At 67.8% G+C, this 26,043-nt stretch carries 17 protein-coding genes; 12 read left to right on the plus strand and 5 right to left on the minus strand.

What is annotated here, in order from left to right; translation table 11 throughout:
• Positions 1-31: 31 nt before the first annotated feature.
• The 4 genes from ITJ61_RS11120 to ITJ61_RS11135 all read right to left on the minus strand — a co-directional run bounded on the left by ITJ61_RS11120 (position 32) and on the right by ITJ61_RS11135 (position 4,452).
• Entirely contained in the window at positions 32-1,105 is a 1,074-nt protein-coding gene (locus tag ITJ61_RS11120) for an ABC transporter permease (protein ID WP_194686195.1), read from the minus strand.
• Positions 1,102-2,154 (minus strand): ABC transporter permease, encoded by a 1,053-nt coding sequence (locus ITJ61_RS11125; protein ID WP_104244625.1) that lies wholly within the window; start codon positions 2,152-2,154, stop codon positions 1,102-1,104. The genes ITJ61_RS11120 and ITJ61_RS11125 overlap by 4 nt, the downstream gene beginning before the upstream one ends.
• A complete protein-coding gene (locus ITJ61_RS11130; protein ID WP_194686196.1) occupies positions 2,154-3,662 on the minus strand; it encodes a sugar ABC transporter ATP-binding protein in 1,509 nt (502 codons plus the stop codon). Before ITJ61_RS11130 ends, ITJ61_RS11125 begins: the two co-directional genes overlap by 1 nt.
• 145 nt (positions 3,663-3,807) lie before the next feature.
• Positions 3,808-4,452 carry a TetR/AcrR family transcriptional regulator gene (locus ITJ61_RS11135; RefSeq protein WP_194686197.1) on the minus strand — a complete coding sequence of 215 codons (645 nt, stop codon included), beginning with the start codon at positions 4,450-4,452 and terminating at the stop codon, positions 3,808-3,810.
• Between the two features lie 80 nt (positions 4,453-4,532).
• Here ITJ61_RS11135 and ITJ61_RS11140 point away from each other — a divergent pair, with 80 nt between their 5' ends.
• The 3 genes from ITJ61_RS11140 to ITJ61_RS11150 all read left to right on the plus strand — a co-directional run bounded on the left by ITJ61_RS11140 (position 4,533) and on the right by ITJ61_RS11150 (position 9,903).
• Positions 4,533-5,366, plus strand: a complete 834-nt coding sequence (locus ITJ61_RS11140) for an SDR family NAD(P)-dependent oxidoreductase (protein WP_194686198.1) — start codon at positions 4,533-4,535, stop codon at positions 5,364-5,366.
• On the plus strand, positions 5,366-6,148 hold the full coding sequence (locus ITJ61_RS11145; RefSeq protein WP_104332709.1) for an SDR family NAD(P)-dependent oxidoreductase: 783 nt from the start codon (positions 5,366-5,368) through the stop codon (positions 6,146-6,148). Before ITJ61_RS11140 ends, ITJ61_RS11145 begins: the two co-directional genes overlap by 1 nt.
• A gap of 122 nt (positions 6,149-6,270) precedes the next feature.
• Entirely contained in the window at positions 6,271-9,903 is a 3,633-nt protein-coding gene (locus ITJ61_RS11150; protein WP_194686199.1) for a glycosyl hydrolase, read from the plus strand.
• Between the two features lie 95 nt (positions 9,904-9,998).
• Here the strand turns inward: ITJ61_RS11150 and ITJ61_RS11155 are convergent, their stop codons facing one another.
• Positions 9,999-10,622, minus strand: a complete 624-nt coding sequence (locus ITJ61_RS11155; RefSeq protein ID WP_194686200.1) for a TetR/AcrR family transcriptional regulator — start codon at positions 10,620-10,622, stop codon at positions 9,999-10,001.
• A 160-nt stretch (positions 10,623-10,782) separates the two neighbouring features.
• Between ITJ61_RS11155 and ITJ61_RS11160 the strand changes: the two genes are divergently transcribed.
• From ITJ61_RS11160 to ITJ61_RS11200, 9 genes are all read left to right on the plus strand, one after another.
• Positions 10,783-14,289, plus strand: a complete 3,507-nt coding sequence (locus tag ITJ61_RS11160; RefSeq protein ID WP_194686201.1) for a glycosyl hydrolase — start codon at positions 10,783-10,785, stop codon at positions 14,287-14,289.
• 90 nt (positions 14,290-14,379) lie between these two features.
• Positions 14,380-15,006 carry a TetR/AcrR family transcriptional regulator gene (locus tag ITJ61_RS11165; protein WP_181059629.1) on the plus strand — a complete coding sequence of 209 codons (627 nt, stop codon included), beginning with the start codon at positions 14,380-14,382 and terminating at the stop codon, positions 15,004-15,006.
• Positions 15,007-15,080: 74 nt separating this feature from the next.
• Positions 15,081-18,362 carry a glycosyl hydrolase gene (locus ITJ61_RS11170; RefSeq protein WP_194686202.1) on the plus strand — a complete coding sequence of 1,094 codons (3,282 nt, stop codon included), beginning with the start codon at positions 15,081-15,083 and terminating at the stop codon, positions 18,360-18,362.
• 242 nt (positions 18,363-18,604) lie between these two features.
• Complete coding sequence (locus ITJ61_RS11175; RefSeq protein WP_194686203.1) at positions 18,605-19,186, plus strand: GNAT family N-acetyltransferase; 582 nt, start codon at positions 18,605-18,607, stop codon at positions 19,184-19,186.
• A gap of 38 nt (positions 19,187-19,224) precedes the next feature.
• Positions 19,225-20,259 (plus strand): NADPH:quinone oxidoreductase family protein, encoded by a 1,035-nt coding sequence (locus ITJ61_RS11180; protein WP_228496652.1) that lies wholly within the window; start codon positions 19,225-19,227, stop codon positions 20,257-20,259.
• A gap of 81 nt (positions 20,260-20,340) precedes the next feature.
• Complete coding sequence (locus ITJ61_RS11185; RefSeq protein ID WP_194686204.1) at positions 20,341-21,468, plus strand: Gfo/Idh/MocA family protein; 1,128 nt, start codon at positions 20,341-20,343, stop codon at positions 21,466-21,468.
• A gap of 122 nt (positions 21,469-21,590) precedes the next feature.
• On the plus strand, positions 21,591-22,415 hold the full coding sequence (locus ITJ61_RS11190; RefSeq protein WP_194686205.1) for a PRD domain-containing protein: 825 nt from the start codon (positions 21,591-21,593) through the stop codon (positions 22,413-22,415).
• Positions 22,416-22,521: 106 nt separating this feature from the next.
• Positions 22,522-24,474 carry a beta-glucoside-specific PTS transporter subunit IIABC gene (locus tag ITJ61_RS11195; protein WP_194686206.1) on the plus strand — a complete coding sequence of 651 codons (1,953 nt, stop codon included), beginning with the start codon at positions 22,522-22,524 and terminating at the stop codon, positions 24,472-24,474.
• Positions 24,471-26,018, plus strand: coding sequence for a glycoside hydrolase family 1 protein (locus ITJ61_RS11200; RefSeq protein WP_194686207.1), 1,548 nt, complete (start codon positions 24,471-24,473; stop codon positions 26,016-26,018). Before ITJ61_RS11195 ends, ITJ61_RS11200 begins: the two co-directional genes overlap by 4 nt.
• The last annotated feature ends 25 nt before the right edge of the window (positions 26,019-26,043 follow it).

Here is a 26,043-nt window from a genome sequence, read left to right on the forward strand (position 1 = left end):
TTGAGGTGGGGCTGCAGTTCTTGGGAGGCGATCAGCCCTTGGGAACTGTCCCGCTGGTCGTGCCGACCAGCGGTTTCTCTGCCTTGGGCCGCTTGCGGCGGATCCTGGGCAGGAGGCTTGCTCCGACGACGGAGGCCACGAGGAGCACTCCGGTGATGATGTTGATGACGTCGGAGGTGACGTTCGCGAGGCGCAGGGCGCTGGCGAGGACGCCGATGAGGAGGACTGCCGCGACGACTCCGTAGAGCTTGCCGCGTCCGCCGAAGACGGACACGCCACCGAGGACGACGGCTGCGATGACCTGCAGTTCGAGGCCGGTCGCGTTGTCGCCTCGCGCTGAGCCGTAGCGCAGCGTGAAGTAGATGCCGGCGAGGGCGGCGAGGCCGCCTGCGAGCACGAAGAGGACGAACTTCGTGCGGCCGACGGGCACGCCCGAGAAGTGGGCGGCTTCCTTCGAGAGGCCGATGGCATAGACGCCGCGGCCGAAGGGCGTGTAGTGGAGCACGATGATGAAGATCGCGAGCAGGATGAGGAACGGGATCATGATGGCCGGGATGGGCGTGCCCACGATCTTGGCCTTCGCGATGTCCGTCCAGAACTCGGGGAACGAGGTGACCGCGGCGGTGCCGAGCACGCCGACGGCGATGCCGCGGAAGAGGGCGAGGGTACCGATGGTGACGGCGAGCGACGGCAGGCCGACCTTCGTGACGAGGAAGCCGTTGAAGGCTCCGCCGACGACGCCGACGATGAGGGCGGCGAGGGCGGCGATTTCGAACGGCACGCCAGCCTGGTACAGGGCACCCGTGGTGACGCTCGCGAGGCCGACCATGGAGCCGACCGACAGGTCGATCTCGCCCGTGATCATGATGAGCGTCATCGGCAGGGCGATGATGAGCACCGCGGCGACGTCCATGAGCAGGTACGTGATGGTGATGGGCTGCGAGAAGCCCTTGACCGCGGACATCGAGACGACGCACACGACGACGAGGAGGGCGACGATCGCCATCTCGCGAGTGAACAGCATCCGACGCCAGGCTGGCTGCGAGTAGTTCTCGATGGTGCGCTGCGTTGCAGCGGACGACGTTGGGGTCGTGAGAGCGGTCATGATTCCTCCCTCGCTTCGACGAGCTTGCGGGATTGGCGGATGGCGAGGACGCGGTCGAGGACGATCGCGGCGAGGATGAGCACACCGACGACGGCGCGCTGCCAGAAGTCCGGGATGCCGACGAGCGGGAGCACTCGGTTGATGGTCATGAGGAGCATCGCGCCGATGGCGGCGCCCCACAGGGTTCCGACGCCGCCGGTGATGGCGACGCCTCCGATGACGGCGGCGCCCACCGCATCCAGTTCCCAACCGGCACCGGCCTGCGAGCTGACCGTGCCGTAGCGGGCGGCGTAGAAGACACCGGCGAGGCCGGCGAGTGCGCCCGAGAGTACGAACGCGGTGAGCACGCGGCGCACGTCGGGGAGGCCGTAGAGCTTCGCGGCGTCCGGGTCGGAGCCGATGGCGTAGAACTCGCGGCCCGCTCGCGTGTTCTTCATGACCCAGGCGGCGATGGCGAGCACGATGACGGCGATGATCGTGAGGATCGGGATGGTCAGGATCTGACCCGTGCCGAGTGCGAGGAAGTCGCGGGGCATGTCGCTTGCGTTGATGCGGCTCGAGCCGGCCCACATGACGTTGATGCCGCGGTACGCGTAGAGCGTGCCCAGCGTGATCACCATGGCCGGCACTCGCACGTAGGCGACGAGTGCGCCGTTGACGAAGCCGAGGATCGCGCCGAACAGCACTGCCGCGACGACGACGACGGGGATCGGGATGCCCGGGTAGTCGATGAACAGTCGGCCCGTGAGGAAGGCGGTGAGGCCGATCACGGAGCCGACCGACAGGTCGACGTTGCGGGTGATGAGCACGATCGCCTGGCCGACTGCGACGAGCAGCAGGATGGACGGCGTGAGGAACAGGTCTCTCCAGCCGTCGGGGCTGAAGAGGAAGTTCGGGTTGGCGATGGTCGCGACGATGAGGACGACCGCGAGGGCGAGGAGGATGCCGAGCTCGCGGGCCTTGCCGAAGTTGCCGAAGCGGATGGCCTTCTTGGGCGGCATGGGCGCGCCGGCGGTGGGGTGCGGCCCCTGGGTGGTGGTCGTGGTCATCAGAGCACCACCGTCACTGCGCCGGTCGCGGCGCGCATGACGCTTTCGCTGGTCGCCTGGCTGCGGTCGATTTCCTGGGCGATGCGGCCTTCGTGCATGACGAGCACGCGGTCTGCCATGCCGAGGACCTCTGGGAGCTCCGAGGAGATCATGAGGATTCCCATTCCGGTGCCCGCGAGCTCGGAGAGCAGGCGGTGCACTTCTGACTTGGTGCCGACGTCGATTCCTCGTGTCGGCTCATCGATGATGAGGAGCTTGGGGTTCGTCGCGAGCCACTTGGCGATGACGACCTTCTGCTGGTTGCCGCCCGAGAGGGTGCCGGCGATCGTGTCGAGCGCCTGCGCCTTCACTTCGAGCTTGGTCGCCCAGGTGCGGGCGTCGTCGTGCTGCCTGCGGCCGCTGATGACGCCGAGCTTCGTGAGCTGGTTCAGGATGACGCTCGTGATGTTCTCGCCGACTCCGGAGTCGACGACGAGGCCCTGCTTGCGGCGGTCTTCTGGGATGAGCGCGAGGCCGGCCTGCATGGCGGCGACGGGCGAGCCCGGCTTGACGACCTTGCCCTCGACGCTGACGCGACCCGACTTGTACTTGTCGACCCCGAACACGGCGCGGGCGACCTCGCTGCGGCCTGCGCCGACGAGGCCGGCGAGGCCGACGATCTCGCCGGAGCGGACGGTGAAGTTGATGTCGTGGAAGACGCCGGGGCTCTCGAGGTCCTCGACGACGAGCACTGGCTCGCCGATGACGGCTTCCTGCTTCGGGAACAGCTCGGTGACCTCGCGGCCGACCATCTGCTGCACGAGCGCATCCACGGTCGTCTCGCTGATGAGGTTCGTCGCGATGTAGCTGCCGTCGCGCATGACGGTGACCTTGTCGCAGAGGGCGAAGACCTCGTCGAAGCGGTGGGAGATGAACATGAGCCCTCGGCCCTCGTCGCGCAGGCTGCGGGCGATGGCGAAGAGCCGGTCGACCTCGACGCCGGAGAGGGCTGCGGTCGGCTCGTCCATGATGAGCACCCGCGCGTTGAGCGAGACGGCCTTGGCGATCTCGATGACCTGCTGGTCGGCGATGGAGAGGCCTTCGGCGGGGCGGTCGGGGTCGATGTTCACGCCGAGTCTGGCGAACAGCGCCTTCGCCTCGTCGCGCATCGCCGAGCGGTTGATGCGGCCGAAGCGGTTCGTGGGCTGGCGGCCCATGAAGATGTTCTCGGTGACCGAGAGGTCGGGGAAGAGCGTCGGCTCCTGGTAGATGACCGCGACGCCCGCGGCCTTCGACTGGGCCGTGGATGTGAAGTTGACGTCTTCGCCGCCGAGCTGGAAGGTGCCGGCGTCGCGCTGGTAGAGGCCAGCGACGATCTTGACGAGCGTGGACTTGCCGGCGCCGTTCTCACCCACGAGTGCGTGGATGGAACCGGACTCGACGGCGATCGTGCCGGATCGGAGTGCGACGACGGATCCGAATGACTTCTGCACATCGCGCAGCTCGAGTACGACTTGCGAACTCGTCACGGTGGCTCCGTTCTCTTCGTTGAGTATTGCGGGGGTGTTGAGGGGTGCTCGGTGGTGAGCGGCGTGAGCCTGCCTGCTGTTTCACGGACTTTGTGAATCGTTTCAAGCGACTGGATGCGACACTACGCGACGCTCGCAGAAAACGTCAAGCCAAGGATGCAGAGTTGTTACCGGAGGGCGTGCCGCACTCCTCGGAAGCTGACCCCAACAGCCCCTCCAACCCCTGGAAAGCTCGCGCGACGGCAGTGTGGGCGGCCTCATCTGCGCCCGCCTCGGTCGCCCACCAGGAGAGCGCCTCGGCCATGGCAGCCTGCACGGCCGCACTGGCGGCACGCGCAACAAGGCCGTCCGGATGCAGTCCGCCCCTGCGCGCCAGGAACACGGCGACCTCTTGCCGCCAGCCGAGATAGGCATCCGGGCGCGAAGACTGCCCTGGAGGCATCGCGGCGATGGCGCGGAGCCGGAGGCGTGCGGTCGGCTCCTCCTCGACCTCGAGGTCGAAGACCCTGCCGACAGCGACGGCGAGCGCCTGGAGGGGCGCCAGCCCCTGGTCAACCGCGTCGAGCTCGCGCCTGAGCGCTTCGTGCCCACCCTCGGCACCCAACCAGACGATGTCGCCCTTGGCCGGAAAGTACCGATGCAGGGTGCGCAGGCTGATGCCCGCCTCGGCGGCGAGCTGCGCCATGGTGACGTGCTCATACCCCTCGCGGAGGATGATCTCCAGCATCTGCACGCGGAGCTGGCGCGGATCTGCAGACGCGGGTCGCCCAGGCCGACGTGTCTCACTCATGTCCACATTGTTGCTCCTTGCCGGGTTCGGAGTATTGACATACTCTGCCAATACTCGCCTGAACTCAACGTGGAGGTCTCATGCCGCATCCGCTCCCCGACGTCTCGAACGCCCCGATCTCGGACCTCGTCTCGCTCAGAGGACGGCGCGCCGTCGTAACCGGAGGCGCCCAGGGCCTGGGGCGGGCCATCTGCGAACGACTCGCCGAAGCCGGTGCAGATCTGCTCATCGTCGACCTCGACGCGACTCGTGCGACAGCCGCAGCTGACGAGATCGCCGCCAAGCACGGCAACCGCGCCATGGGCGCCGCCGCAGACGTGAGCGTCGCGGACTCCGTCTCCGCCGCAGCCGCCCGCGCCGCCGCTGAGCTCGGAGGAATCGACATCTGGGTCAACAACGCGGGCATCTTCCCGAATGCCCCCGCCCTCGACATGCCGGTCGAGATGTGGGACCAGGTCTTCGCGGTGAACGCCCGAGGCGCCTTCCTCGGCTCCCGCGAGGCGGCGAAGCACATGAGCGGGAACACCTCCGGCGGCGTGATCATCAACGTCATCTCGACAGCGGGGTTCACGGTCGAATTCCCCGGCATGGCCGCCTACGCAAGTTCGAAGCACGCAGCACGCGGACTCACGAAGTCGCTCGCGCTCGATCTCGCTCCCATGGGGATCCGCGTCCTCGGGGTCGCCCCGAGCTACGTGCCGACCGAGGGCAACATCGCCGCTGCCGCCGCCGGCATGGAGGCCGCGAAGGCCGCCGGCGTAGAACTGCCCGAGCTCGACGTCATGAACCACAGCTTGATCGGCCGCACCGGCACTCCGGATGACATCGCGCGCGTCGTGCTGTTCGCCGCCAGTGATCTGTCGATGATCATGACCGGCAGCACGCTCCTCGCCGACGCCGGGGAGACGATCTGATGTCGGCGCAGCACCAGGGGCGCCTGCACGGCAGGGTCGTCATGATGACGGGCGTCAGCAAGGGGCTCGGCAAGCAGAACGCGATCGAGCTGGCGAAGGCCGGAGCGAAGCTCTCGATCTCAGCACGGAGCGAGGCCGCACTGCGCGAGACCGTGGCGCTCTGCGAAGCCGAAGGGGCAGAGGTTCTCGGCGTGGTCTGCGACGTGACCGACGTGGAGCACCTCGAGCGCTATGTCGCGCGAACCGTCGAGCGCTTCGGCCGCATCGACGTGCTGGTCAACAACGCCAACTTCGAAGCTGAGCTCACGCCGTTCCTGGAGCAGGACGTGTCGTCGCTTCGCACCGCGTTCGAGGTCGGCGTGGTCGCCGTGTGGCGCCTCATGCAGCTCTGCCATCCGCACATGTCCAGGACGGAGGGGACAGCTTCCATCATCAATCTGGTCTCCGGCGTGTACGAGACCGGGATGGAGGGCTACGCGTCCTACGTTCCCGACAAGGCGGCGATCCGAGGCCTCTCCATGGTGGCTGCCCGAGAGCTCGGGGCGAGTGGCATCCGCGTGAACACGCTCGCGCCGGTTGCACTCACTGACACGATCCTGCACGGCCTCGCGCCCGAGTACTCGGAGTTCGTGAAGCAGCAGATGTCGGTGAACCCGCTTGGCAGGTTCGGCGACCCAGCGACGGACATCGCCCCGGTCCTGATCTTCCTCGCCAGCGACGACAGCCGCTGGATCACCGGCCAGAACTTCAACGCCGACGGCGGAGCCGTCATCCAAGCCTGAGTCCGTCACCCCCGCTTCCTCGAGCAGTCGAGGGAGCGGGGTTCTTCCGGCCTAGTTGTGAATCGTTTCACCTTCCGATCGAACCACTCGAATCCTGCCGAGCGCAGGGAGAGGAACACTCCGTGACCCAACCAAGACGAGGTCGAAGGCGGCGCACCGTCGCCATCGCCACGGCAGCGAGCCTGTCCGTCCTCCTCAGCCCACTGCTCGCCACTCCCGCAACGGCCGACCCGACGCCTCCCACGGCCGCGGTCCCCGTCATCGACACCGCCGCCTTCGCTGACCCGCCCTCAGCCGTTCGCCCGATGTTCCGGTGGTGGATGCCATTGGCCTACACGGAGGACAGCGTGCTGCGCGAGCAGCTCGACCAGATCGCCGCCTCCGGCGCCGGCGGTGTCGAGGTCGCTCCCTTCATCGTCGCCGGCGAAGGCAACCAGAGCAACGCGTTCCTGGCCGAGTACGGCTGGGGCACCCCCGCGTGGGCACACAAGATGGAGGTCATCACCGAGAAGGCCGCCGAGCTGGGCCTCATCGTCGACCAGAACCTCGGGCCGCACTACCCGCCGACCGTGCCGACGCTGAACAGCTTCAACCAGCCGGAGGCAGAGCAGCAGCTCATCTTCGGCTGGTCAGCTCACGCAGCAGGCGAGGCCGTCACCGGCGCCCTCCCCTCGCCCCTGACAGCACCACCCTCGGTCGCGACGAAGCTCGCCGAGGGAGCGACCGCAGGCCAGACGGCCCTGACCGTCGCGAGTCTCGGTGGCTTCGCGATCGGCGACGTCGTGACGCTCGGGGCAGAGGGAACGTCCGAAACCGTCACCGTCACTGCCGTCGGCGACCGCCTCGGCGCAACCGGAATGCTCAGCGTGACGCCGATCTCCGGCGATCACGCTGTCGACGCGCCCCTCGTGAACGTCGCGGAGACCACGCGCCTCCGCACCGTGATCGCACAGTGCGAAGCCGAATGCGCCCCCGGCAGCGAGGGGCCCGCCGCACTCGTGCCGGGATCGATCGTCGACGTGACCGACAAGGTCGTCGATGGCCAGCTCGACTACACGTTCCCAGCCGACGGCGCACGCTGGGTGATCATCGACTTCCAGCAGACCGCATCCGGTCTGGTCGGACAGCGCGGAGGCTACACGGCGACGCAGCCGAACTACGTGGTGGATCACCTCGGCAGGGGCGGCGTCGACATCCAGGCCGACTTCTGGGACGAGAACATCCTCACCGACGCCGTGAAGGCGAACCTCGACAAGGTCGGAGGCGGCGCCATCTTCGAGGACTCCCTCGAGCTCGGCGAGTCGCAGAAGTGGACCTGGAGCTTCCTCGACCAGTTCGAAGAGCGACGCGGCTACGACGCCACGGAGGTACTGCCCGCACTCGCAGGTATCGGCATCCAGGGCTCGCACGAGGCGGCATTCGAGATCGGAGAGGTCGGCGAGAAAGCCCGCGAGGACTACCGCGAGACCGTCAGCGACCTGTTCGTCGACGAGTACGTGACCCCCATGCAGTCCTGGGCCCAGACGCATGGCCTCGACTTCCGAGTCCAGGCGTACGGCCTGCCCACCTCGACGTCGCACGCTTCCTCCGCATCAGGCATCCCCGAGGGCGAGTCGCTGAACTTCGGCAGCCCGAACCCGCTCGGCGCTGAGCAGAACTACCGCGTCGTCAGCGGTGGCGCCCACCTCGCCGGCAAGGACACCGTCTCGGTCGAGTGCTGCGCCGTGTTCTTCGGCGGCTACCGCTCCGGCATGGCCGGCCCGAACATCGGTGGTCAGTTCTCCGACAGCGGCGAGGGCTCAGTGCTCGGCGGCAAGTACTCGCAGGGTCTCCTCGACAGCGTCTACAAGAGCTACGCGGGTGGTGTGAATCAGCTGGTCTGGCATGGCTTCGCCTACCCGGATGCACCTGCGGGTGTGGGCACAGCGGGCCGCGATGGCGGCACCTGGCCCGGCTACCAGCCGTGGGATATCTTCGGCGCGCTCAACGTGAACGATGTCTTCGGACCCCGCCAGGCCAACTGGGAGGACATGACGGGAGTCAACGACGCCCTCGCCCGCACGCAGTACGTGCTGCGTGAAGGCCAGGCGAAGCTCGACCTCGGCGTTTACTACGAGGACCTGGGCCTCAAGGGCTCGTCAGTGAGCGGACAGCAGGCAGAGCAGCACATGCTCGGCACCGACTCCGCGACCTCATCGGCCGGGTACACCTACGACTACTTCGCGCCCCAGTTCCTCGCGGAAGAAGGACTGGCACCGGATGCGGACGGCGGCCTGTTCGGCGACCGTTCCGGCTACAAGGCGGTTGTCCTCAACGAGCAGCGCACGATCTCCCTCGACGGGGCACGCTCACTGCGTGACCTCGCGAAGCAGGGGCTCCGCGTGTATGTCGTCGGCCAGGCGCCGAGCGAGCTGACGGGCGCTGAGCCGGGAGCTGACGAGCTGGCGACGGTCGTCACGGAGCTCCTCGCGCAGCCGAGCGTCACGCAGCTCGGCACCGAGGCGGAGCTGCCCTCTGCCCTCAGCGGCGATTCGATCGCGCCCGCCGTGTCCCCGAGCGACCAGGGCTCAGCACTCGGCTTCGTCCGTCGCGCGACAGAAGGCGTCACGTACGACTTCGTGTACAACCGGTCCGGCGAGGCTGTCCAGCAGTCGCTGACCCTCGCGGGCACCGGCCGCCCCTACCAGCTCGACCCCTGGTCTGGAGAGGTGACTCCGATCGGCGAGTTCACGCAGGATGGTGACAGCGTCACGGTCTCCATCGACGTCGCCGCTCACGATACGGCGATCTTCGCCCTCGTCGACGACGACGGATCCGCCGTGCACGCGGTGTCCAGCGATGCTGACGTGCTGGCACCGGCAGCCGACGGCAGCATCTCGGTGCGCGCGACCGGCGATGGCACGTTCGGGACGGAGTTCAGCGACGGCTCGTCGACGACGACCGACGTGACCGGCCTGGCGGCTCCGCAGGGCCTGAGCACCTGGTCGCTCGCCGCCCAGACGTGGGGCCCGGCGCCCGATGCGACGGGAATGACCGCATCCAAGACCGAGAAGGTCGACCAGCCAGCCATCGACATCACGGCCGACGCCGACGGGAAGCTGCCGTCGTGGCGAGAGGTGACCGGCGAGGTCGACCTGAGCAACGCATCCGGGCTCGGCACGTACTCGACGACGGTCACGCTTCCGGAGGCCTGGACGGAATCGGATGGCGCCTACCTCAGCCTCGGTGACGTGCTCGATACTGCCCAGGTCTGGGTGAACGGCGTGCAGGTCGTCGTGAACCAGGCCGACCGAGCACGCATCGACCTCGGCCACCACCTGGAGCCGGGCGAGAACCGCGTCGAGGTTCGGGTTGCCACGACGATGTTCAATGCAGTCAAGGCGACCGGCGACTCGAACTACCAGACCGCGGAGCAGCAGCGGACCGGCCTCATGGGCCCGGTCACGTTGACGCCGTACCGCGACACGGTCGCGTTCGAGGCACCGACGGCGACGGCCACCCCGCAGCCGACCGGCGAGCCGCAGCCGACGTCGACTGACGGCACCGGGACCACGGCGCCGACCTCGGCACCGGGCAACGGTGGCAACGGTTCGAGCAACGGCGACTCGGATGCTGGTGGCCAGGACGGCGACCTCGCCACGACGGGCGTCGACGGCAGCCTCGCGGGCCTCCTCGCGCTCCTCGGGGTCGTGCTCGCCGGCACCGGAGCCGCGTTCCTCATCAGGAAGCGCCGCGGACGCGTGACGAGCGAGTAGTTCGGCTCAGAATGCGGCCCCTGCTTCCACGATCGTGTGGATGCAGGGGCCGCTTTCGTTGCACGAGCCCGACGATTCTTGGCGCGGTTCCTGCCTCACAGCGGCTCGCTCACGTACGCCTGCAGCTGCACGCGGAACGCTGCGGCCGCATCCACTTCGGGCGCCAGGAGCCACTGCTGCGTCAACCCGGCCCTGAGGCCGGCGATCTGGACGGCGGCGAGTTCGACGGGTACGTCGGCGCGAGCGTAGAGCCCCTTCTCCTGCAGATCCGTGAGCGCGTCGAATGCCGTCGACCGGAGGAACTCGTACCACCGCGCGATCGAGGCGTGCGCTGGATGCGTCGGGGCCAATGCCTCCGCGGACACGATGCTGAACATCAGGACCCCGTCCGGCTTCGCAACGTCGCGTTCCGCGAGCGCCAGGAGTCCGCGCAGGTAGGAGAGACCGGTGGAGAAGTCGAGGCCGACCTCCGCGGCGGCGCGCTGGCCACGGCGCTCGAGGAGCGTCTCGAGCAGCACCGCCTTGTCGGGGAAGTGGTGGAGCACTCCTGTGTGGGACATGCCAGCCTCGACGGCGATCTCGCGGATCGACGCCGCGTTGAAGCCCTTGACCGTGAAGACCCGCGTGGCCGCATCCAGAATCTGGTCGCGCCGCGGATGCGGGGTGACGTCCCTCTGCGAGAACCGCGGGACGGGATCGGCGGCTGCTCCTGAGGACATGGCGACCATTCTCCCTTGCCGAGATTGCCTAACACGTGTTAGGTTCGCGACTGAATCGATTCAACTCCCCGAATTCGGTCCCACTCGCGCCCTCGGACCCCACGAGCTGGCGCGACAGTTCACACCCCGTCGTTGGCAAAGATGCCAGAGAGGTCACAAGATGAACGATCCACGAAGACGAGGGCGACGAGCCGTTGCGCTCGGCGCAGCCCTCACCGTCGCCTGCACGCTCGCCGTCGCCGGCCCAGCCGTCGGCGACGAGCACACCACCACGACCAGCGCCATCGACCCCACCGAGTTCGCAGAGCCAGGCGTCGACTTCCGACCAGGCGTGCGCTGGTGGTGGCCCGGCAACGCGGCCAGCCAGGAAGACCTGCTCGCTCAGGTCGACTACCTGCACGAGAACGGCTTCGGCGCCGTCGAGATCGTTGCCTTCTCGAAGGGGTTCCTGACACCGCAGGCGCTCGAAGGTAACCCAGGGCTCGGTGGCTCGATCTACGACGCTGTGCCCGGCTATGACACGGAGGCCATCCTCGGCTACGAGTCGCCCGAGTACTTCGCGAAGCTCGACGCGGTCATCGCCCGCGCCAATGAGCTCGGCATCACCGTCGACCTCAACATCGGCAGCGGCTACCTCGCGAGCGACGACTCCATCGACCTCGAGGACAGCCAGAACACGATGGCGCTGGGCCGGGCCACCGTTCGGGTGGATGCAGCTGGCGCGCTCACCCTCGTGTCCGGCGACGTGTCGGTCCCGACCGGCGCGGGCAAGCTCTCGCTCGGCATCCCCGAAGCCGAGGTGAGCCCGTTCTTCGCGTCCGAGAAGTTCGGCTTCGATTTCGGCGAGTGGGACCCGGCCAACGTGCACCTGAACTCGGTCATGCTCGCGCCGATCACCGGACAGGGCGCAGACCTGACGACGGCCAACCAGACCCTCACCTCCGACTTCAGCTCGGTCAAGACCTACGAGCAGCAGTCGGTGCTCGACCTCGATACCGCGCAGCTCTCCTACCCGAGCGACGGGCAGACGACCTTCGGCGTCGACACCTCGACCCTCGCGGCAGGCGACTACGAGATCGTCGCGCTCTACAGTGCAACGACGGGCGCGTACGGCTTCAACTCGATCATCGAGAACACGACGACCGACAAGCGCAACTACATCGTCGACCACCTCAACCCGGTCGCGATCACGAAGCTCGTCAACGGCTGGCTCGGCGAAGCCGCGCTGAACGACATCGTCGAGTCGCGCGACATCCGCGCGGCCTTCAACGACAGCTACGAGTTCTACACCGACCGCCACTACAACGATCTCATCCAGGCCGCGGCGGAGTCGCAGGAACTGCTCGGCTACGACATCACGCCGTACCTCCCCTCCCTCTACTCCATCTACCAGGACTCGTTCCTCATCGACGGAACCCCGACGGTCAAACCGGAGTATGCCGCGCTTGGACTGCAGACTCCGGAGGTCAGCCGCTTCGGCGGCGGCAGCGGAGTGCCGCTGCTCGCCAGCAACCTCAGCGAAGAGGAATCGCAGCGCATCGTGCACGACTACGGCGTGCTCCTCAACGACTCGTTCCTCCAGGGCCTTGAGGCGTTCTCGAGCACCCTCGGCGAGTACGGCATCGACTACCGCCAGCAGGCGTACAACCCGCCCATCGACACCCTGAAGTCGTCGCAGTACGTCGACATCCCCGAGACCGAGGGCCTCGACGAATACCAGCTGAAGCGCGTCGCATCCGGAGCGCACCTCTACGGCAAGAACCTCGTCACCTCGGAGGTCTTCACGCTGGGCTCGGTGCCGTTCCAGATCACGCCGGAGTTCATGAAGCAGGGGTACGACCTCATGGCCACGAGCGGTGTGAACAACTTCTTCTACCACGGGCTCAGTGCCACCTACAGCGGCAACGACGACCCCGCCTTCACATCCGACGACAACCTCTTCGCCGAGGAGGGCTGGCGCGCCTGGCCCACGATCGGCGTCGAGATGGCCGACACGGCCGGCATCGCCGACTACTACGCGTCGATGAACGACTACGCGTCGCGCGCCAACTACGTCATGCAGTCGGGCACGAACAGCAGCGACGTGGCGATCTACATGCCCCTCTTCGGGGCGCTGGCGAGCGGCGGCGGCTTCGGCGGCGGCTCCACGCCGCTCGCATCCGTCACCACGGCCCAGGCAAACGGCTGGGCGTGGGATGCCATCAACGACGACACCATCCAGACGGGCCTGAGCTGGGACGGCTCGCATCTCGTCGCGAACGGCGGCAACGCATCCTTCGACGCCATGCTCGTCGAGAGCGGCACCGTGCCCCTCGAGACGATGCAGGCGCTGCAGAAGCTCAAGGATGCGGGCGCTCCGATCGTCTTCGTCGATTCAGCTCCCGCCGCGCAGCCCGGCTACGCAGGCGGCGAGTACGCGGCCCTCGATGCTCAGGTGAGCGAGATCGCCGCCGCCATGGGTGGCGCCGTCGAGGCAGCCGCCGTCCCCGCGGCACTCGCAGCCTCGGTCGACGCTCCCATTTCCTACGAGGAGAACGCGGACATCCGCTTCGGGCGCCGCACGCTGCCGACCGGAGGCGAGCTCGCGTACGTGCGCAACACCTCCGCGGAGGCAGCAACGGGTGTCAACCTGACGGTCGCCGACGGCCTCGACTCCTGCTGGTGGCTCGACCCCGAGACGGGCGAGATCTTCGACGCGGAGGTCGACGGCAACGTCGTCTCGGCGACGCTCGACGCGAGCGGAGCGGTTGTCCTGCTCTGCGAGCCAGCAGGCACCGGCATCGCCGATTCCGCCGTCTCCGACGGGACCCCCTCGTCGATCGACACGACCGAGCGCAGTGTCGGCCACCAGCTCGGTGCCTTCTCGCTCGAGGTCACGGCAGACAACCTGGGCACGAACGCACCGGGTGAGCCGAGCACGTCCGAGTACACGGGCGAGGTCCTCGGCGACTGGAGCGCCGACGGGGTCCTCGGCAACGAGCTGCGGTACGTCACCGATTCTGGAACGTACCGAACCACGGTCGAGATCCCGGATGCGGCCGACCTCCTCGAGGGCGGCGCGGTGCTGAACCTCGGCACCGTGAACAACGCGGCGACGGTTCGCGTGAACCCCGGCACCGAGCACGAGCTCGTGACGCAGCTGTACGCCGCGCCATACGAGGTCGACATCGCGCCGGCGCTCGTGAACGGCTCCAATGTCATCGAGATCGACGTGCAGCCCGTGCAGAGCAACCGCCGCGAGGGCCTCAAGGAGCTGTACAACAGCGACCCGGTCGCCAACGTGAAGTACCAGGCGTACAACAGCGTGCACGGCGGGTCCGGCCTCATCCCGGCCGGCCTCGTCGGCCCGGTCACGCTGAACAGCGCCGTCGAGAGCATCGCTGAGCCGAGCCCGACAGGCACGACTGATCCCACACCGCAGCCGACCTCGACGGACGGTACCGGGACCACGGTGCCGACCACGAGCCCCGGGAACGGCGGCGGGAACGGGTCCGGGAACGGGTCCGGGAACGGCGGCTCCGACGCCGGCGGCCAGGACGGCGACCTCGCCACGACGGGCGTCGACGGCAGCCTCGCCGGTTTCCTCGCCCTCCTCGGGGTCGTGCTCGCTGGCACCGGAGTGGCGTTCCTCATCAAGAAGCGCCGCGGACGCGTGACGAGCGAGTAATCCGACGGGCCTCGCAACCGCGGCCCCGCGCATCCACTTCAGCGTGGATGCGCGGGGCCGCGGTCGTGGGAAGGCGCATAGCATTGCGTGGTGGCAACAGGAGAACCTGCCGGCAGGAAGCCGAATCGAGCCGGCATCCGGCGGCGGGAGGAGATTCTCGCCGCGGCGGAGCGGCTCGTGCGGGAGCACGGCCATCTGCGAGTCTCCCTGCAGATGATCGCGGATGAGGTGGGCATCAGCCAACCGGCGATCCATCACCACTTCCCCAGTCGCGACGAGCTGTTCGTCGAGTTGCTCAGGTACCGAGACACGCACGCGGTTGAAGTCGTCGAGCCTGATGCGATCTCCGCGCTCCTCAGTGCGGCGAGCAACAGCGCCAAGAGCCGCCATCTGGCCGCGCTGTTCACCCACTACGCGAGTTCCGCGTCCGACGAGCAGCATCCTGCGCATGCCTACTTCCTGGAACGCCAGCGTCTGATGCTGCATTACTTCACGCTCGGCGTACAGGCGCGTGCCGCGCGTGCCCAGCTCCCTCAGGACTTCGACGCGCGACGTGCGGCGACGCTCCTCCTGACACTCAGCGATGGCCTCCTCACCCGTTGGCTCATCGATGCGGACGTCGATATGCGCTCCGAACTCGAGCACGCAGTGCACGCTCTCGGCCTTGGCACAGCAGTGACGGACGCCGCGCCGGCCCCGGACAAGCAAACTTCTTGATTACTTATAAATAATCAGTTATTACTTGATTCGGTTGCGCCATCGAGGCGACATCGTGTTCAAGGGAGAACTGCATGTCATTGAAACGTTCCACACCACCCATCTTGCCCCGCTGGGTCAGAGCCTGTGCCGCCGGGGCTGTGCTGGCGGTCGGCGCGACTGGACTCGTGACGGGACCGCTCGCCTCACCCGCGAGCGCCGTCACCCAAACCGGAGCTCTTTCTGCCGAAGAGCTCTCCGATCCCGGCTCCGAGTCCAGGCCTGGGATGCGTTGGTGGTGGCAGACCCCGATCTCTGAGGCGGAAGCCCTCCGCGAGGTCCGTGCCATCGCCGAAGCAGGCTTCAGTTCCGTCGAGATCGCCTTTTCATCAACGTTCTGGGCGAGCGACATACAGCGCCAGATGCTCGGCGTTGTCCTCGATGAAGCCGAGACTCTTGGCATCGAGGTGAGCATGACCATGGGCGCGGCCTGGCCGGTGCAGACGCCGAACACCGGTATCGGAACGCCCTACGTGCAGAAGGAGCTCCAGTACGGTCGCGTCGATGTCAGCGCAGGATCCGTGTTCTCGGGCGCTCTCCCTCGAGCGCTCGACGATGCGTCTGGGGAACGGCCCGCTGAGCTCGTCGCGGTCACGGCGGCACGCGTCGTCGAAGCGGGCCCGGTTGTCGCGGGTGAAGCGACTCCCCCGGAGAAGTCGACGATCCTCGATCCGAACTCCGTAGTGGACCTCACGTCAGCGGCTGTCGACGGCTCGATCTCTTGGGCCGCCCCTGCCGAAGGCGACTGGATCCTCTTTGCATACTGGCAACGCGATGCCGAGCAGAATGTCACGAGCGCCTTCGACCCGGCAGCCGCGAAGGCCGCAACCGAGTACCTCGACGAGCAGCAGATCGGCGACAACGGCGAACAGCTCGGGAAGGTCGGTGGCGATCTTTTCGAGGATTCACTCGAGCTGCACGCTGATTCCTTGTTCTGGACTCAGGATTTCTTGGCTTCTTTCGAGAAGACGCGGGGCTACGACGCCACGGCGTATCTCCCGTTCTTCTTTGCACATGGGATGTCGCACTACTGGGTCCCCAACGAGGAGCCGACTCCCGACTTTGCCGCGGTTGATGAGACTGGCGAGCGAGTCCGGACCGACTACTACACGACGCTCACAGATCTCTACGTCGACGGCCACCTGAAGCCGTACCAGGAATGGGCCGAGGGCTACGGCATCGACTTCAAGACGCAGCCCGCCTACGGTCAGAACCTCGACGTCATCCGCAGCGCACGCGAGCTGGCACTCATGGGCGCGGGCATAGAAGGCGAGTCCCTCAACTCTGGAGACAGGTTCCCCGTCCGGTCCGACGAAGCAACGTGGCGGTTCGCGCTCGACTGGCAGCGCACCCTCGTCGCCGGAGCCCACCAGGGCGGTGCGAACCGAGTTTCATCGGAGCTTGGCGCACAGTTCCAGGGAGCCTTCGAGATCACCCTCAACGATTACCAGCAGCTCATGGACAAGGAATGGGCCGCTGGCATGACGCAGCCGTACGTCCACGGTTATGCCAGCCAGGCCGACGACGCGCCGTGGCCCACCCAGGACCGATTCTGGGGATTGACCGGTGAGAGCTGGAACGACGAGACGTACCCACAATGGGCAGCTTGGAGCGAGCTCACCGACTACTGGGCACGCGGCACGCTGGTTCTTGAAACGGGAACCCCGAAGACGGACGTCGCGATCTACTCCACGGACTTCCTCACGACGTCCGCCAGAGGCGTTTTCGACCCGAGCGAGGATGCGACGACACCGGACCAGCTGTTCGAGACACGAGGCCTCGAGAACCATGGGTACTCGGTGCAGTACCTCGACCCCCAAGGAATTGTCGATGCGGGCCCCGTTCGCGATGGGACGCTCTTCCCTGATGGCCCCGCCTACCAGGCGCTTGTCATTGATGAGCGGAGCATGGACGGCGCGGCCGCCGGAGCGCTCGCCGACGCCGCCACCGGCGGTCTCGCGGTCGTCGTCGTCGGCGATGCGCCGAAGGTCGACTCGAGCTTCACGAGCGGCGAGGCTGGCAACGCGAAGGTCGAAGCGGCGATGTCAACGGTTCTCGCGTCGGAGAACACGCGCACGGTGTCCACGCAGGCCGACGTGCAGCCCGCCCTCGAAGACCTCGGCGTATCCGCCCGCGTCTCCTGGGACTCCGCGCCTGTACTGACCCAGTACCGTCAGAGCGGTGACACCACGTACGTCTACCTCTACAACACCTCTTCGGAGACCGTGAACTTCGCGCCAGAGATCAACGTGCACGGGTCGGTCAGCGAGATCGACCTGTGGGAGGGCGAACGCAACCCGCTGGCCCAGTTCGCAGCCAGCGGCACGACCACGGTCGTTCCGCTTTCGCTGGAGCCGCTCGGCACGAGGGTCATCGAGATCGACTCGACCCAGGCGCCGTGGTCCGGAGCGATCACGAACACCGAGCCGCTCCCGCTCACGTTCGATGATGGAGGATCCCCGGTCTGGACGACGAAGGTGACCGGTGGCGCAGAGCTGAGCCGCGCGGACGGCTCGACCGCGTCCGTCGCAGCTGAGCTCGGTACCGATCGCGCTCCCATTGAACTGAACACTTGGGATCTCCAGGTCACGAGCGCCGCAGCCGACGGAGGCGCGACGATTCACGTCGAAGGCCTCACTGAGCTGAAGGACTGGCGAGAGATCCCGGGACTCGAAGACAAGTCGGGGACTGGCACGTACACGTCGACCTTCGACCTGCCAGAGAGCTGGTTCGATTCGGGGGCCGGAGTGGAGCTGGACATCGACGGCGCGCTCGGAACCAGCGTCGTCAGCGTCAACGACACCGTGGTCTCGCGCCACGTGGGTCGCGACACGACACACGACATCACCGACGCGCTTCGCCCAGGCGAGAACATCATCGAGATCGAACTGGCGACAACGCTCCGCAATGCCGTCTCAGCGGCTGGCGGCGTTCCCGCGCCGTTCCCGAACCCCGGCCAGGTGAAGACGCACGCGGTGGGCCTCACCGGCCCGGTACTGCTGATCTCGACACAGCAAGTGCCTGTTGACGTCGCCCCGGAGCCGACGACTGAGCCCACGCCGCAGCCGACCTCCACCGACGGCACCGGGACCACCGCGCCGACGTCGAGCCCCGGCAACGGCGGCGGCAACGGGTCCGGGAACGGGAACGGGTCCGGGAACGGCGGCTCCGACGCCGGCGGCCAGGACGGCGACCTCGCCACGACGGGCGTCGACGGCAGCCTCGCCGGTTTCCTCGCCCTCCTCGGGGTCGTGCTCGCAGGAACCGGAGCGGCGTTCCTCATGAAGAAGCGCCGAGGACGCGTGACGAGCGAATAGCCGCGACTCACGAAAACGCCCGGGTGGAAGGACTGGCTCTCACCAGTTCATCCGCCCGGGCTTTTTCTCCACCTTCAACGGCTCTGCCTGCCCAAGAGCGACCTGGTGCGCGACCGCGCCTTCGCCATCGCTCTCGACCGCGCACTTGGCGAACTCCCCCGACGCCAATAGCGTGGCCCGCGACACGAGGTGTTCGCGCTCACCCGAGCACCAAGCCAGCTCGCCCCGCGCAAGGAGTCCCGATGAAGGTCACCACCACGACCCTGGAGATGCTCGAGCAGCCCCGAGACGAGCCTCGGGCGTTTCCCGACGACGTCCGCCTCGACCGTGCGGGTTCGATCTCGCCGGAGTACGCACGGTTCCTCTACGGACTCGTCGGCGGGCCATGGTTCTGGACAGAGCGGCTCGACTGGACGAGGCGCCAGTGGGTGGATGAGCTCGCGGAGCCAGGGACCGAGTTCTGGATCCTCTACGGCGACGGCAATCCGCTCGGGTACGTGCACCTTCAGCCGAAGCCGTCCGGCAAGGGAACCGAGGTGGAGATCCGGTACTTCGGCCTCGACGAGGCGGCCCAGGGTCGCGGACTCGGGGGACGATTGCTCGAGCGCGGCGTCCTCGCCGCGTGGACGCTGCCGGAGCGCGCCCAGCTCGCACCCGTCTCACGGGTCTGGGTGCACACCTGCACCCTCGACGGCCCGCTCGCCCTGGCGAACTACCAAGCACGTGGATTCGTGATCACCGGAACCGAGGAGACCTTCGAGGACCTCCCAGATCGACCGCTCGGGTCCTGGGTTTCCACGGGTGGGCGGGCCGCGCAGCCATGATCGCCGAACACAGGGGGGCAGCGGCTAGCGTGAAACGCATGCCGGAAGCTCAGCCAGACCAGCCCACGCACGACGCACCACGTGACCGAGGCACCTCGATGCGGGCGGTCGTGAACTCGACGGATGGCGGCCCACGGAGCTTGCAGCTCCGCGAGGTGCCGGTCCCGCACCGAGCTCCCGGTCACGTGCTCGTCGAGGTGCGGGCGGCCGGCGTCGCGTTCCCCGACGTGCTGCAGTCGCGCAGCGAGTACCAGCACCGCATCCCGACTCCGTTTGTGCTCGGCAGCGAGTTCGCGGGAGTTGTCGCCGAGGCCGACGAAGACTCCGGGTTCGCGGCAGGCGACCGGGTCTTCGGCGTCGCCAGCCATGGCGCCTTCGCCGAGTACGTCGTCGCACCGGCCGACCGGGTGCTGCCGCTAACCGAATCGATCAGCTTCGTGGATGCCGCGGCGCTGCCCATCAACCTCCTGAGCGCCGACTTCGCCCTCCGCGACCGCGGGAAGGTGCGGCCGGGCGAGACCGTCCTCATCCAGGGGGCCGCTGGCGGGCTCGGCGTCGCCCTCATCCAGCAGGCGAAGCTCATCGGTGCCACCGTCATCGCCGTCGTCTCGACCGAGGAGAAGGCTGCGCTCGCACGCGCGGTCGGCGCTGACCACACGGTGTTCGCGGCTGACTTCCTCGCCGAGGTCCGCCAGCTCACCGACCACCGCGGTGTCGACGTCGTCCTCGACCCCGTCGGCGGCGACCGCTTCACCGACTCCCTGCGGTGCCTCGCGAAGCGCGGGCGCCTCGTCGTGCTCGGCTTCACCGGCGGCAGCATCCCGACTGTCAAGACCAACCGGCTGTTGCTTGGCAACATCTCCGTCGTCGGCGCGGCTTGGGAAGGGCTCATGCCCGAGTGCCTCGTGTCACTCCCCGAGCAGTGGGCGCGGCTCTCGCCCGCCGTCGAGCGCGGCGAGCTGCGCGCCTCGGTCACCGCGGTCGTCCCCCTCCGCGAAGCGGCCGAGGCCGTCGCGAACCTCGAGGAGCGCCGCGCCCGCGGCAAGGTCGTGATCGACCTGGGCCTGGAGTAGGCGGACGCCGCGAGCTGCGCCGGGGCTCACGAGACGACGCGCCCCTCGACTCACTCCCTCGCCCGATGCCAGACTCGGATGATGACCGGCCCCACCACCCCCGCGTTCGTCGCCGAACTCCCCGCCCCCATCGCTCGCCTCGCGGAGGGTGTCGAGCTGCTCGACCCGGCGGATGCTCCCCCGTTGCGCTGGGGAATCCTCGGCGCCGGCCACATCGCGCGCAGATTCGCGCACGAGGTGCCGCGTCACACCCGGTCGGCGATTGCGGCGGTCGGGGCGCGCGAACTGTCGCGCGCCGAAGCCTTCGCCCAGGAGCTGGGCGTCGAGCGTGCGTACGGTTCCTACGGCGAGCTCATCGCGGATCCGAGCGTCGACGCGATCTACCTGGCAACCATCAACTCGACACACCACGAGCTCGCGCTCGCGTGCATCCGCGCAGGCAAGCCGGTGCTCGTCGAGAAGCCGTTCACGCTCAATGCCCGCGAGGCCCGCGAGGTCTTCGCCGCTGCCGAACAGCGTGGAGTACTCGTCGTCGACGGCATGTGGACGCGGTTCCTCCCCCAGTTCACGGTGACAAGGCAGATTGCCGCCAACGGAACGCTCGGCCGCCTCGTCACCGCCCACGCGAACTTCGCCGGGATCATGGAGGCCCCCGTCCCGCGCATCGTGGACGTCGAGCAGGGCGGTGGCGCGCTGCTCGACATCGGCGTCTACTCGGTCGCCGCGGTCCACGACCTCATGGGCTCGCCCATCGAGGTCGCCGCGGCAGGCAACCTGCTTCCCGGGTACGCCGTCGACGGTTCCGCATCCGTCATCATGCGCACCGCGAGCGCCGTCGGCACGGCCCGCTGCAGTTTCGAGGGACGAGCCGCGTCGAGCGCGGAGTTCGTGTTCGAGCGCGGCATCGTCGAACTGCCCGGGGAGTTCTTCGTTCCGGGAATGCTCCGCGTGAGCGAGTTCGACCGCGACGGGTCCGAGGAGGCCACGGACGAGTCGACCGATGGCGTCGGCGGCGCCACCGTCAGCGAGTGGGACGCGACGGTGCCAGGCGGCTTCCAGTTCGAGGCCGCCGAGTTCGCGCGTCTCCTCGCAGGCGGGGCCACGCAGTCTCCCGTGATGCCCTGGCAGGCATCCATCGAGATCTTGGAAGTGCTCGACCAGGCCCGGGCCGCGGTTGGCGTTGTCTACCCGGGCGAGACGACCCCGTAGCCCTCCCGCTTGCCATGTCTCGAGGATGTGGTTACAGTGACAGCGGCTTGTCACTGCTTCCGCAGGCAACACCGCAGCTGTTTCGACGACGATTTCAGCAAGCGTGTTCCTAGGAGAGCAAGATGATCATTCGGCGGGTACTCAACAACAACGTTGTTGACGCGTTGGACGACTCCCTGCAGGAGGTCATCGTCTTCGGCAAGGGACTCGGCTTCCGCTCGAAACCGGGCGAGCGCGTCGACCAGTCGCTCGTCGAGAAGGTCTTCCGGCTCGAGGACGACGCGGCCAGCCGGCATTTCGCCTCCATCGTCGACTCGATCCCGGCCGAGATCCTCACCGCCACCGCCGACCTCGTCGCCCGCGCGCGCGCCGAGTTGAGCGCGAAGATCAGCGACAGCCTGTACGCGAGCCTCGCCGACCACTTCGTGTTCGCCGTGCAGCGCGCCCGCGACGGCGGCGACTTCACCGTGCCGCTCGCCGTCGAGGTACGCCGCTACTACCCGAGCGAGTACGCCTTCGCGAAGAGCGCCGTCGCCGAGCTCAACTCGCGCCTCGACGTCAACCTCCCCGAGGAGGAGGCGACGAGCATCGCCCTCCACGTCATCAACGCCCAGGTCGGCGGCGCCGCCGACAGCGCGGCCCGCCTCATGGAGCTCACCCACTCGATCCTCGACATCGTGCGCCTCCACTTCGGCCTGCACTACGACGACGCCAACTCGTCGTACCTCCGCTTCGTCACCCACGTGCGCTTCTTCGCGCAGCGTGTGCTCCTCGGCGAGACCGTGCAACGCGACGACGCCGAGCTGCTGCGCATCCTCACCGAGCAGAAGCCGGCAGCGTTCTCGAGCGTCGACAAGGTGGATGCGTTCGTGAAGCGCAGCCACGGGCACGCGATGAGCGCCTCCGAGAAGGTCTACCTCGGCCTGCACATCGCGAACTTCCTCTGACACGGCACCGCCGCATCCACCCCACAGTTTTCAACACCCCAAGAATCCACCGCAGCGTGAGGGCAACCGCGTGAAGCCGGGATTCTCCCCAACCAGGAGACACCCCATGAAGTATGAGAAAGACGCCGCAGCGATCATCGCCGCGGTCGGCGGCGAAGAGAACATCTCCTCGCTCTACCACTGCGTCACCCGCCTGCGCTTCGGCCTGAAGGACAACACGAAGGCAGACCAGGCCGCGCTCACCGCGATCGGGCCCGTCGTCGGCGTCAACGACGCGGGCTCGCAGTACCAGGTCATCATCGGCAACGACGTGCCGCTGGTGCACACGGCGATCGTCGCCGAGCTGCCGCGGCTCGCGAGCTCCGAGGAAGGGGCAGCGGATGCATCCGCCGGTACCAAGGGCGGCAAGCAGAAGCTGCACACCCGCTTCTTCGACTTCATCTCCGGCGTGTTCGCACCCATCCTCCCGGCCATCGCCGGCGCGGGCCTCCTCAAGGGTGTGCTCGCCCTCATCAACGCGTTCGGCTGGGTCGACCCGAGCTCGCAGACGTTCCTCATCTTCTCGGCCATCGCCGACGCGGTCTTCTTCTTCCTGCCGATCGTCGTCGCCGTGTCGGCAGCGCGGAAGCTCAACGCGAACCCCTACGTCGCGGCATCCCTCGGCGCGGTGCTCGTCTACCCGGCGCTCACGACCATGCTCAGCGCCGGCGAGCCGGTCGCGCTCCTCGGGGTCACGGTCACGTCGGTCTCCTACGCGTACTCCGTCATCCCGGTGCTCCTGGGCGTCTACCTCATGTCGTGGGCTGAGCGCCTCTTCACGAAGATCATCCCGTCGTTCCTGAAGCTGACCTTCGTGCCAATGCTCACGCTCGTCACGGTCGTCCCGATCACGCTCGTCGCCCTCGGCCCGCTGGGCACCTTCGTCGGCAACGGCGTCGCGGGCGGCATCAACTGGGCGCTCGACAACGGCGGCGCACCCGCCGGCTTCGTGATCGGCGCGCTGCTCCCGCTCATCATCATGACCGGGATGCACTACGCGCTCGTCCCCTTCATCCTGCAGAACCTCGCGACTCTCGGCTACGACAAGTTCCTGCCCCTCACCTACGTGCAGACGTTCGCGACCGCCGGTGCCGTCTTCGGCGTCTTCCTCCGCGCCAAGAACGCGCAGATCAAGGCACTCTCCCTCTCGACGACCTTCACGGCCCTCATGGGCGTCACCGAGCCAGCCCTCTACGGCCTCGCACTCCCGCTGCGCCGCCCCCTCATCGCCTCCATGGCGGGAGCCGGCGTCGGCGGCGCCATCTCGCTCGGCTTCGGCGTGCAGGCCTACGTGCTCGCCGGCAACGGCGGCCTCCCCGGCCTGCCGGGCCTCGTCGGAGCCACCTTCGGGTGGGCGATCCTCGGCATCGTCCTCGCGTTCATCGTCTCGACCGTCGTCTCCGCCATCCTCGGCATCGACGAGTCAATCCTCGCCAAGGCCTCCCAGACCGTCGCGGCGAACGAGAAGCCGGCGGCCGCAGCCACCGCAGCCAGCGCCGCCTCGACGACGGATGCACCCCTCGCGCCCTCGAGCGGCGAGCTCATCGCCTCCCCCATGGCAGGCGAGCTCATCCCCCTCGACGACGTGCCAGACAAGACGTTCTCGCAGCGTCTCGTCGGCGACGGCGCCGCCATCCGCCCGACCAGCGGTCACGTCACGTCGCCCGTCACGGGAGAAGTCGTCACCGTCTTCCCGACCAAGCACGCCGTCGCCATCCGCAGCGACCAGGGCACCGAAGTGCTCATCCACATCGGCATCGACACGGTCTCCCTGCAGGGCCGCGGCTTCGAGGCGCACGTCGCGGAAGGCGACCGCGTCACCATCGGCGACCCGCTCATCGACGTCGACCTCGACGCCGTCAGCGCCACCAACGACACCGTGACGGTCATCGTCATCACCAACCTCGGCCTGCGCTCGATCGTGCCGGGCACCCCCGGCACGCGCGGGAACGGCGACGCGCTCATGCACGTCCTCTCCACCATCGACGCCGAGGCCAGCCACAAGGAGGCAACCGCATGACCCGCACCACGGAGCAGCGCACCGCAACCGACCCGAGCCCGCACGGAGCCTCCGGCGCCTTCCCCGACGGATTCCTCTGGGGCACCGCGTTCGCCGCGAACCAGGTCGAGGGTGGCTTCGACCAAGACGGCAAGGGCCTCTCGCAGGCCGACGTCATCCCCTTCCGCAAGACCGGCGACTACGTCGACATCACCTCCCTCATGAAGGCGACGGATGCGCAGATCGCCGAAGCCATCGCCACCCCGGGCGCTGCCGGCTACCCCAAGCGCTCGGCAAGCGACTTCTACAACCGCTGGGAGGGCGACGTCGAGCTCTTCGCGGAGCTCGGCCTGAAGTCACTGCGCATGTCGATCGCCTGGTCGCGCATCTTCCCCAACGGCGACGACGCCCAGCCCAACGAGGAAGGCCTCCTCTTCTACGAGCGTCTCTTCACGCGCCTCCGCGAGCGCGGCATCGAACCGGTCGTCACGATGTCGCACTACGAGATGCCCCTGCACCTCGTCACCGAGTACGGCGGATGGTCGAACCGCGCCGTCGTCGGCCTCTTCGAGACGTACGCGAGGACCATCCTCACGCGGTACCGGGGACTCGTGCGCTACTGGCTCACGTTCAACGAGATCAACACGACCCTCATCGAGCCGTACACGGGCGGCGGCATCATCGAGCGCGAACCCGAGGAGGGCGTCGACCCACGCCAGGTCGGCTACCAGGCGCTGCACCACCAGTTCGTCGCGAGCGCCATCGCCACGAAGGCCGCCCGCGAGATCGCCCCGGATGCGCAGGTCGGCTGCATGCTCGCCCGCATGGCCCACTACCCGGCCACCTCGGCGCCCGCCGACATCGTGCGGGCCCAGTGGGACAACAACATGAACCTGTTCCACACCGACGTGCAGGTGCGCGGCCGGTACTCGGGAACCGTGCGGCGCTTCTGGCGCGACACGGGCATCCACGTCGCCATGGAGCCGGGCGACGAGGCGCTCCTCGCCGCCAACACGGTCGACTTCATCTCGTTCAGCTACTACATGAGCCTCGTCTCCTCCGTGAGCCCCGAGCAGTACGGCGCAACGGGCGGCAACCTGTTCTCGACGATCAAGAACCCCCACCTGCAGACCACCGAATGGGGCTGGCACCTCGACCCGGAGGGCCTGCGGTATGTGCTCAACGACCTGTGGGACCGCTACCAGGTGCCACTGTTCATCGTCGAGAACGGGCTCGGGGCGACGGATGTGCTCGAAGGGTCCGGCGACGACCGGGCCGTGCACGACGAGTACCGGATCGACTACTTCCGCCAGCACCTGCAACAGGTTCGGGAGGCCATCGAGGACGGCGTCGACCTGCTCGGCTACACGTCGTGGGGCGGACTCGACATCGTCAGCGCCTCCACGTCGCAGATGACGAAGCGGTACGGGGTCATCTACGTCGACCTCGACGACGAGGGCGCCGGCAGCGGCGACCGCGTGCGGAAGGACAGCTTCCACTGGTATCGGGAGCTCATCGCCTCGAACGGCGCGACGCTCGAGGCGCTGCCCGCAACCGGCGCGTAGGCACCGGCCGTCGACCACGGCCGTT

Origin of the sequence: Pseudoclavibacter sp. VKM Ac-2888, from assembly GCF_015351285.1 — a bacterium.
In the GTDB taxonomy this organism is placed as follows: domain Bacteria; phylum Actinomycetota; class Actinomycetes; order Actinomycetales; family Microbacteriaceae; genus Pseudoclavibacter.

Excerpts from the sequence above, each read along its gene's own strand:
- ITJ61_RS11120 (WP_194686195.1), bottom strand. The coding sequence starts at position 1,105 with ATGACCGCTCTCACGACCCCAACGTCGTCCGCTGCAACGCAGCGCACC.
- ITJ61_RS11125 (WP_104244625.1), bottom strand. The coding sequence starts at position 2,154 with ATGACCACGACCACCACCCAGGGGCCGCACCCCACCGCCGGCGCGCCC.
- ITJ61_RS11135 (WP_194686197.1), bottom strand. The coding sequence starts at position 4,452 with ATGAGTGAGACACGTCGGCCTGGGCGACCCGCGTCTGCAGATCCGCGC.
- ITJ61_RS11140 (WP_194686198.1), top strand. The coding sequence starts at position 4,533 with ATGCCGCATCCGCTCCCCGACGTCTCGAACGCCCCGATCTCGGACCTC.
- ITJ61_RS11145 (WP_104332709.1), top strand. The coding sequence starts at position 5,366 with ATGTCGGCGCAGCACCAGGGGCGCCTGCACGGCAGGGTCGTCATGATG.
- ITJ61_RS11155 (WP_194686200.1), bottom strand. The coding sequence starts at position 10,622 with ATGTCCTCAGGAGCAGCCGCCGATCCCGTCCCGCGGTTCTCGCAGAGG.
- ITJ61_RS11160 (WP_194686201.1), top strand. The coding sequence starts at position 10,783 with ATGAACGATCCACGAAGACGAGGGCGACGAGCCGTTGCGCTCGGCGCA.
- ITJ61_RS11170 (WP_194686202.1), top strand. The coding sequence starts at position 15,081 with ATGTCATTGAAACGTTCCACACCACCCATCTTGCCCCGCTGGGTCAGA.
- ITJ61_RS11175 (WP_194686203.1), top strand. The coding sequence starts at position 18,605 with ATGAAGGTCACCACCACGACCCTGGAGATGCTCGAGCAGCCCCGAGAC.
- ITJ61_RS11180 (WP_228496652.1), top strand. The coding sequence starts at position 19,225 with ATGCCGGAAGCTCAGCCAGACCAGCCCACGCACGACGCACCACGTGAC.
- ITJ61_RS11185 (WP_194686204.1), top strand. The coding sequence starts at position 20,341 with ATGACCGGCCCCACCACCCCCGCGTTCGTCGCCGAACTCCCCGCCCCC.
- ITJ61_RS11190 (WP_194686205.1), top strand. The coding sequence starts at position 21,591 with ATGATCATTCGGCGGGTACTCAACAACAACGTTGTTGACGCGTTGGAC.
- ITJ61_RS11195 (WP_194686206.1), top strand. The coding sequence starts at position 22,522 with ATGAAGTATGAGAAAGACGCCGCAGCGATCATCGCCGCGGTCGGCGGC.
- ITJ61_RS11200 (WP_194686207.1), top strand. The coding sequence starts at position 24,471 with ATGACCCGCACCACGGAGCAGCGCACCGCAACCGACCCGAGCCCGCAC.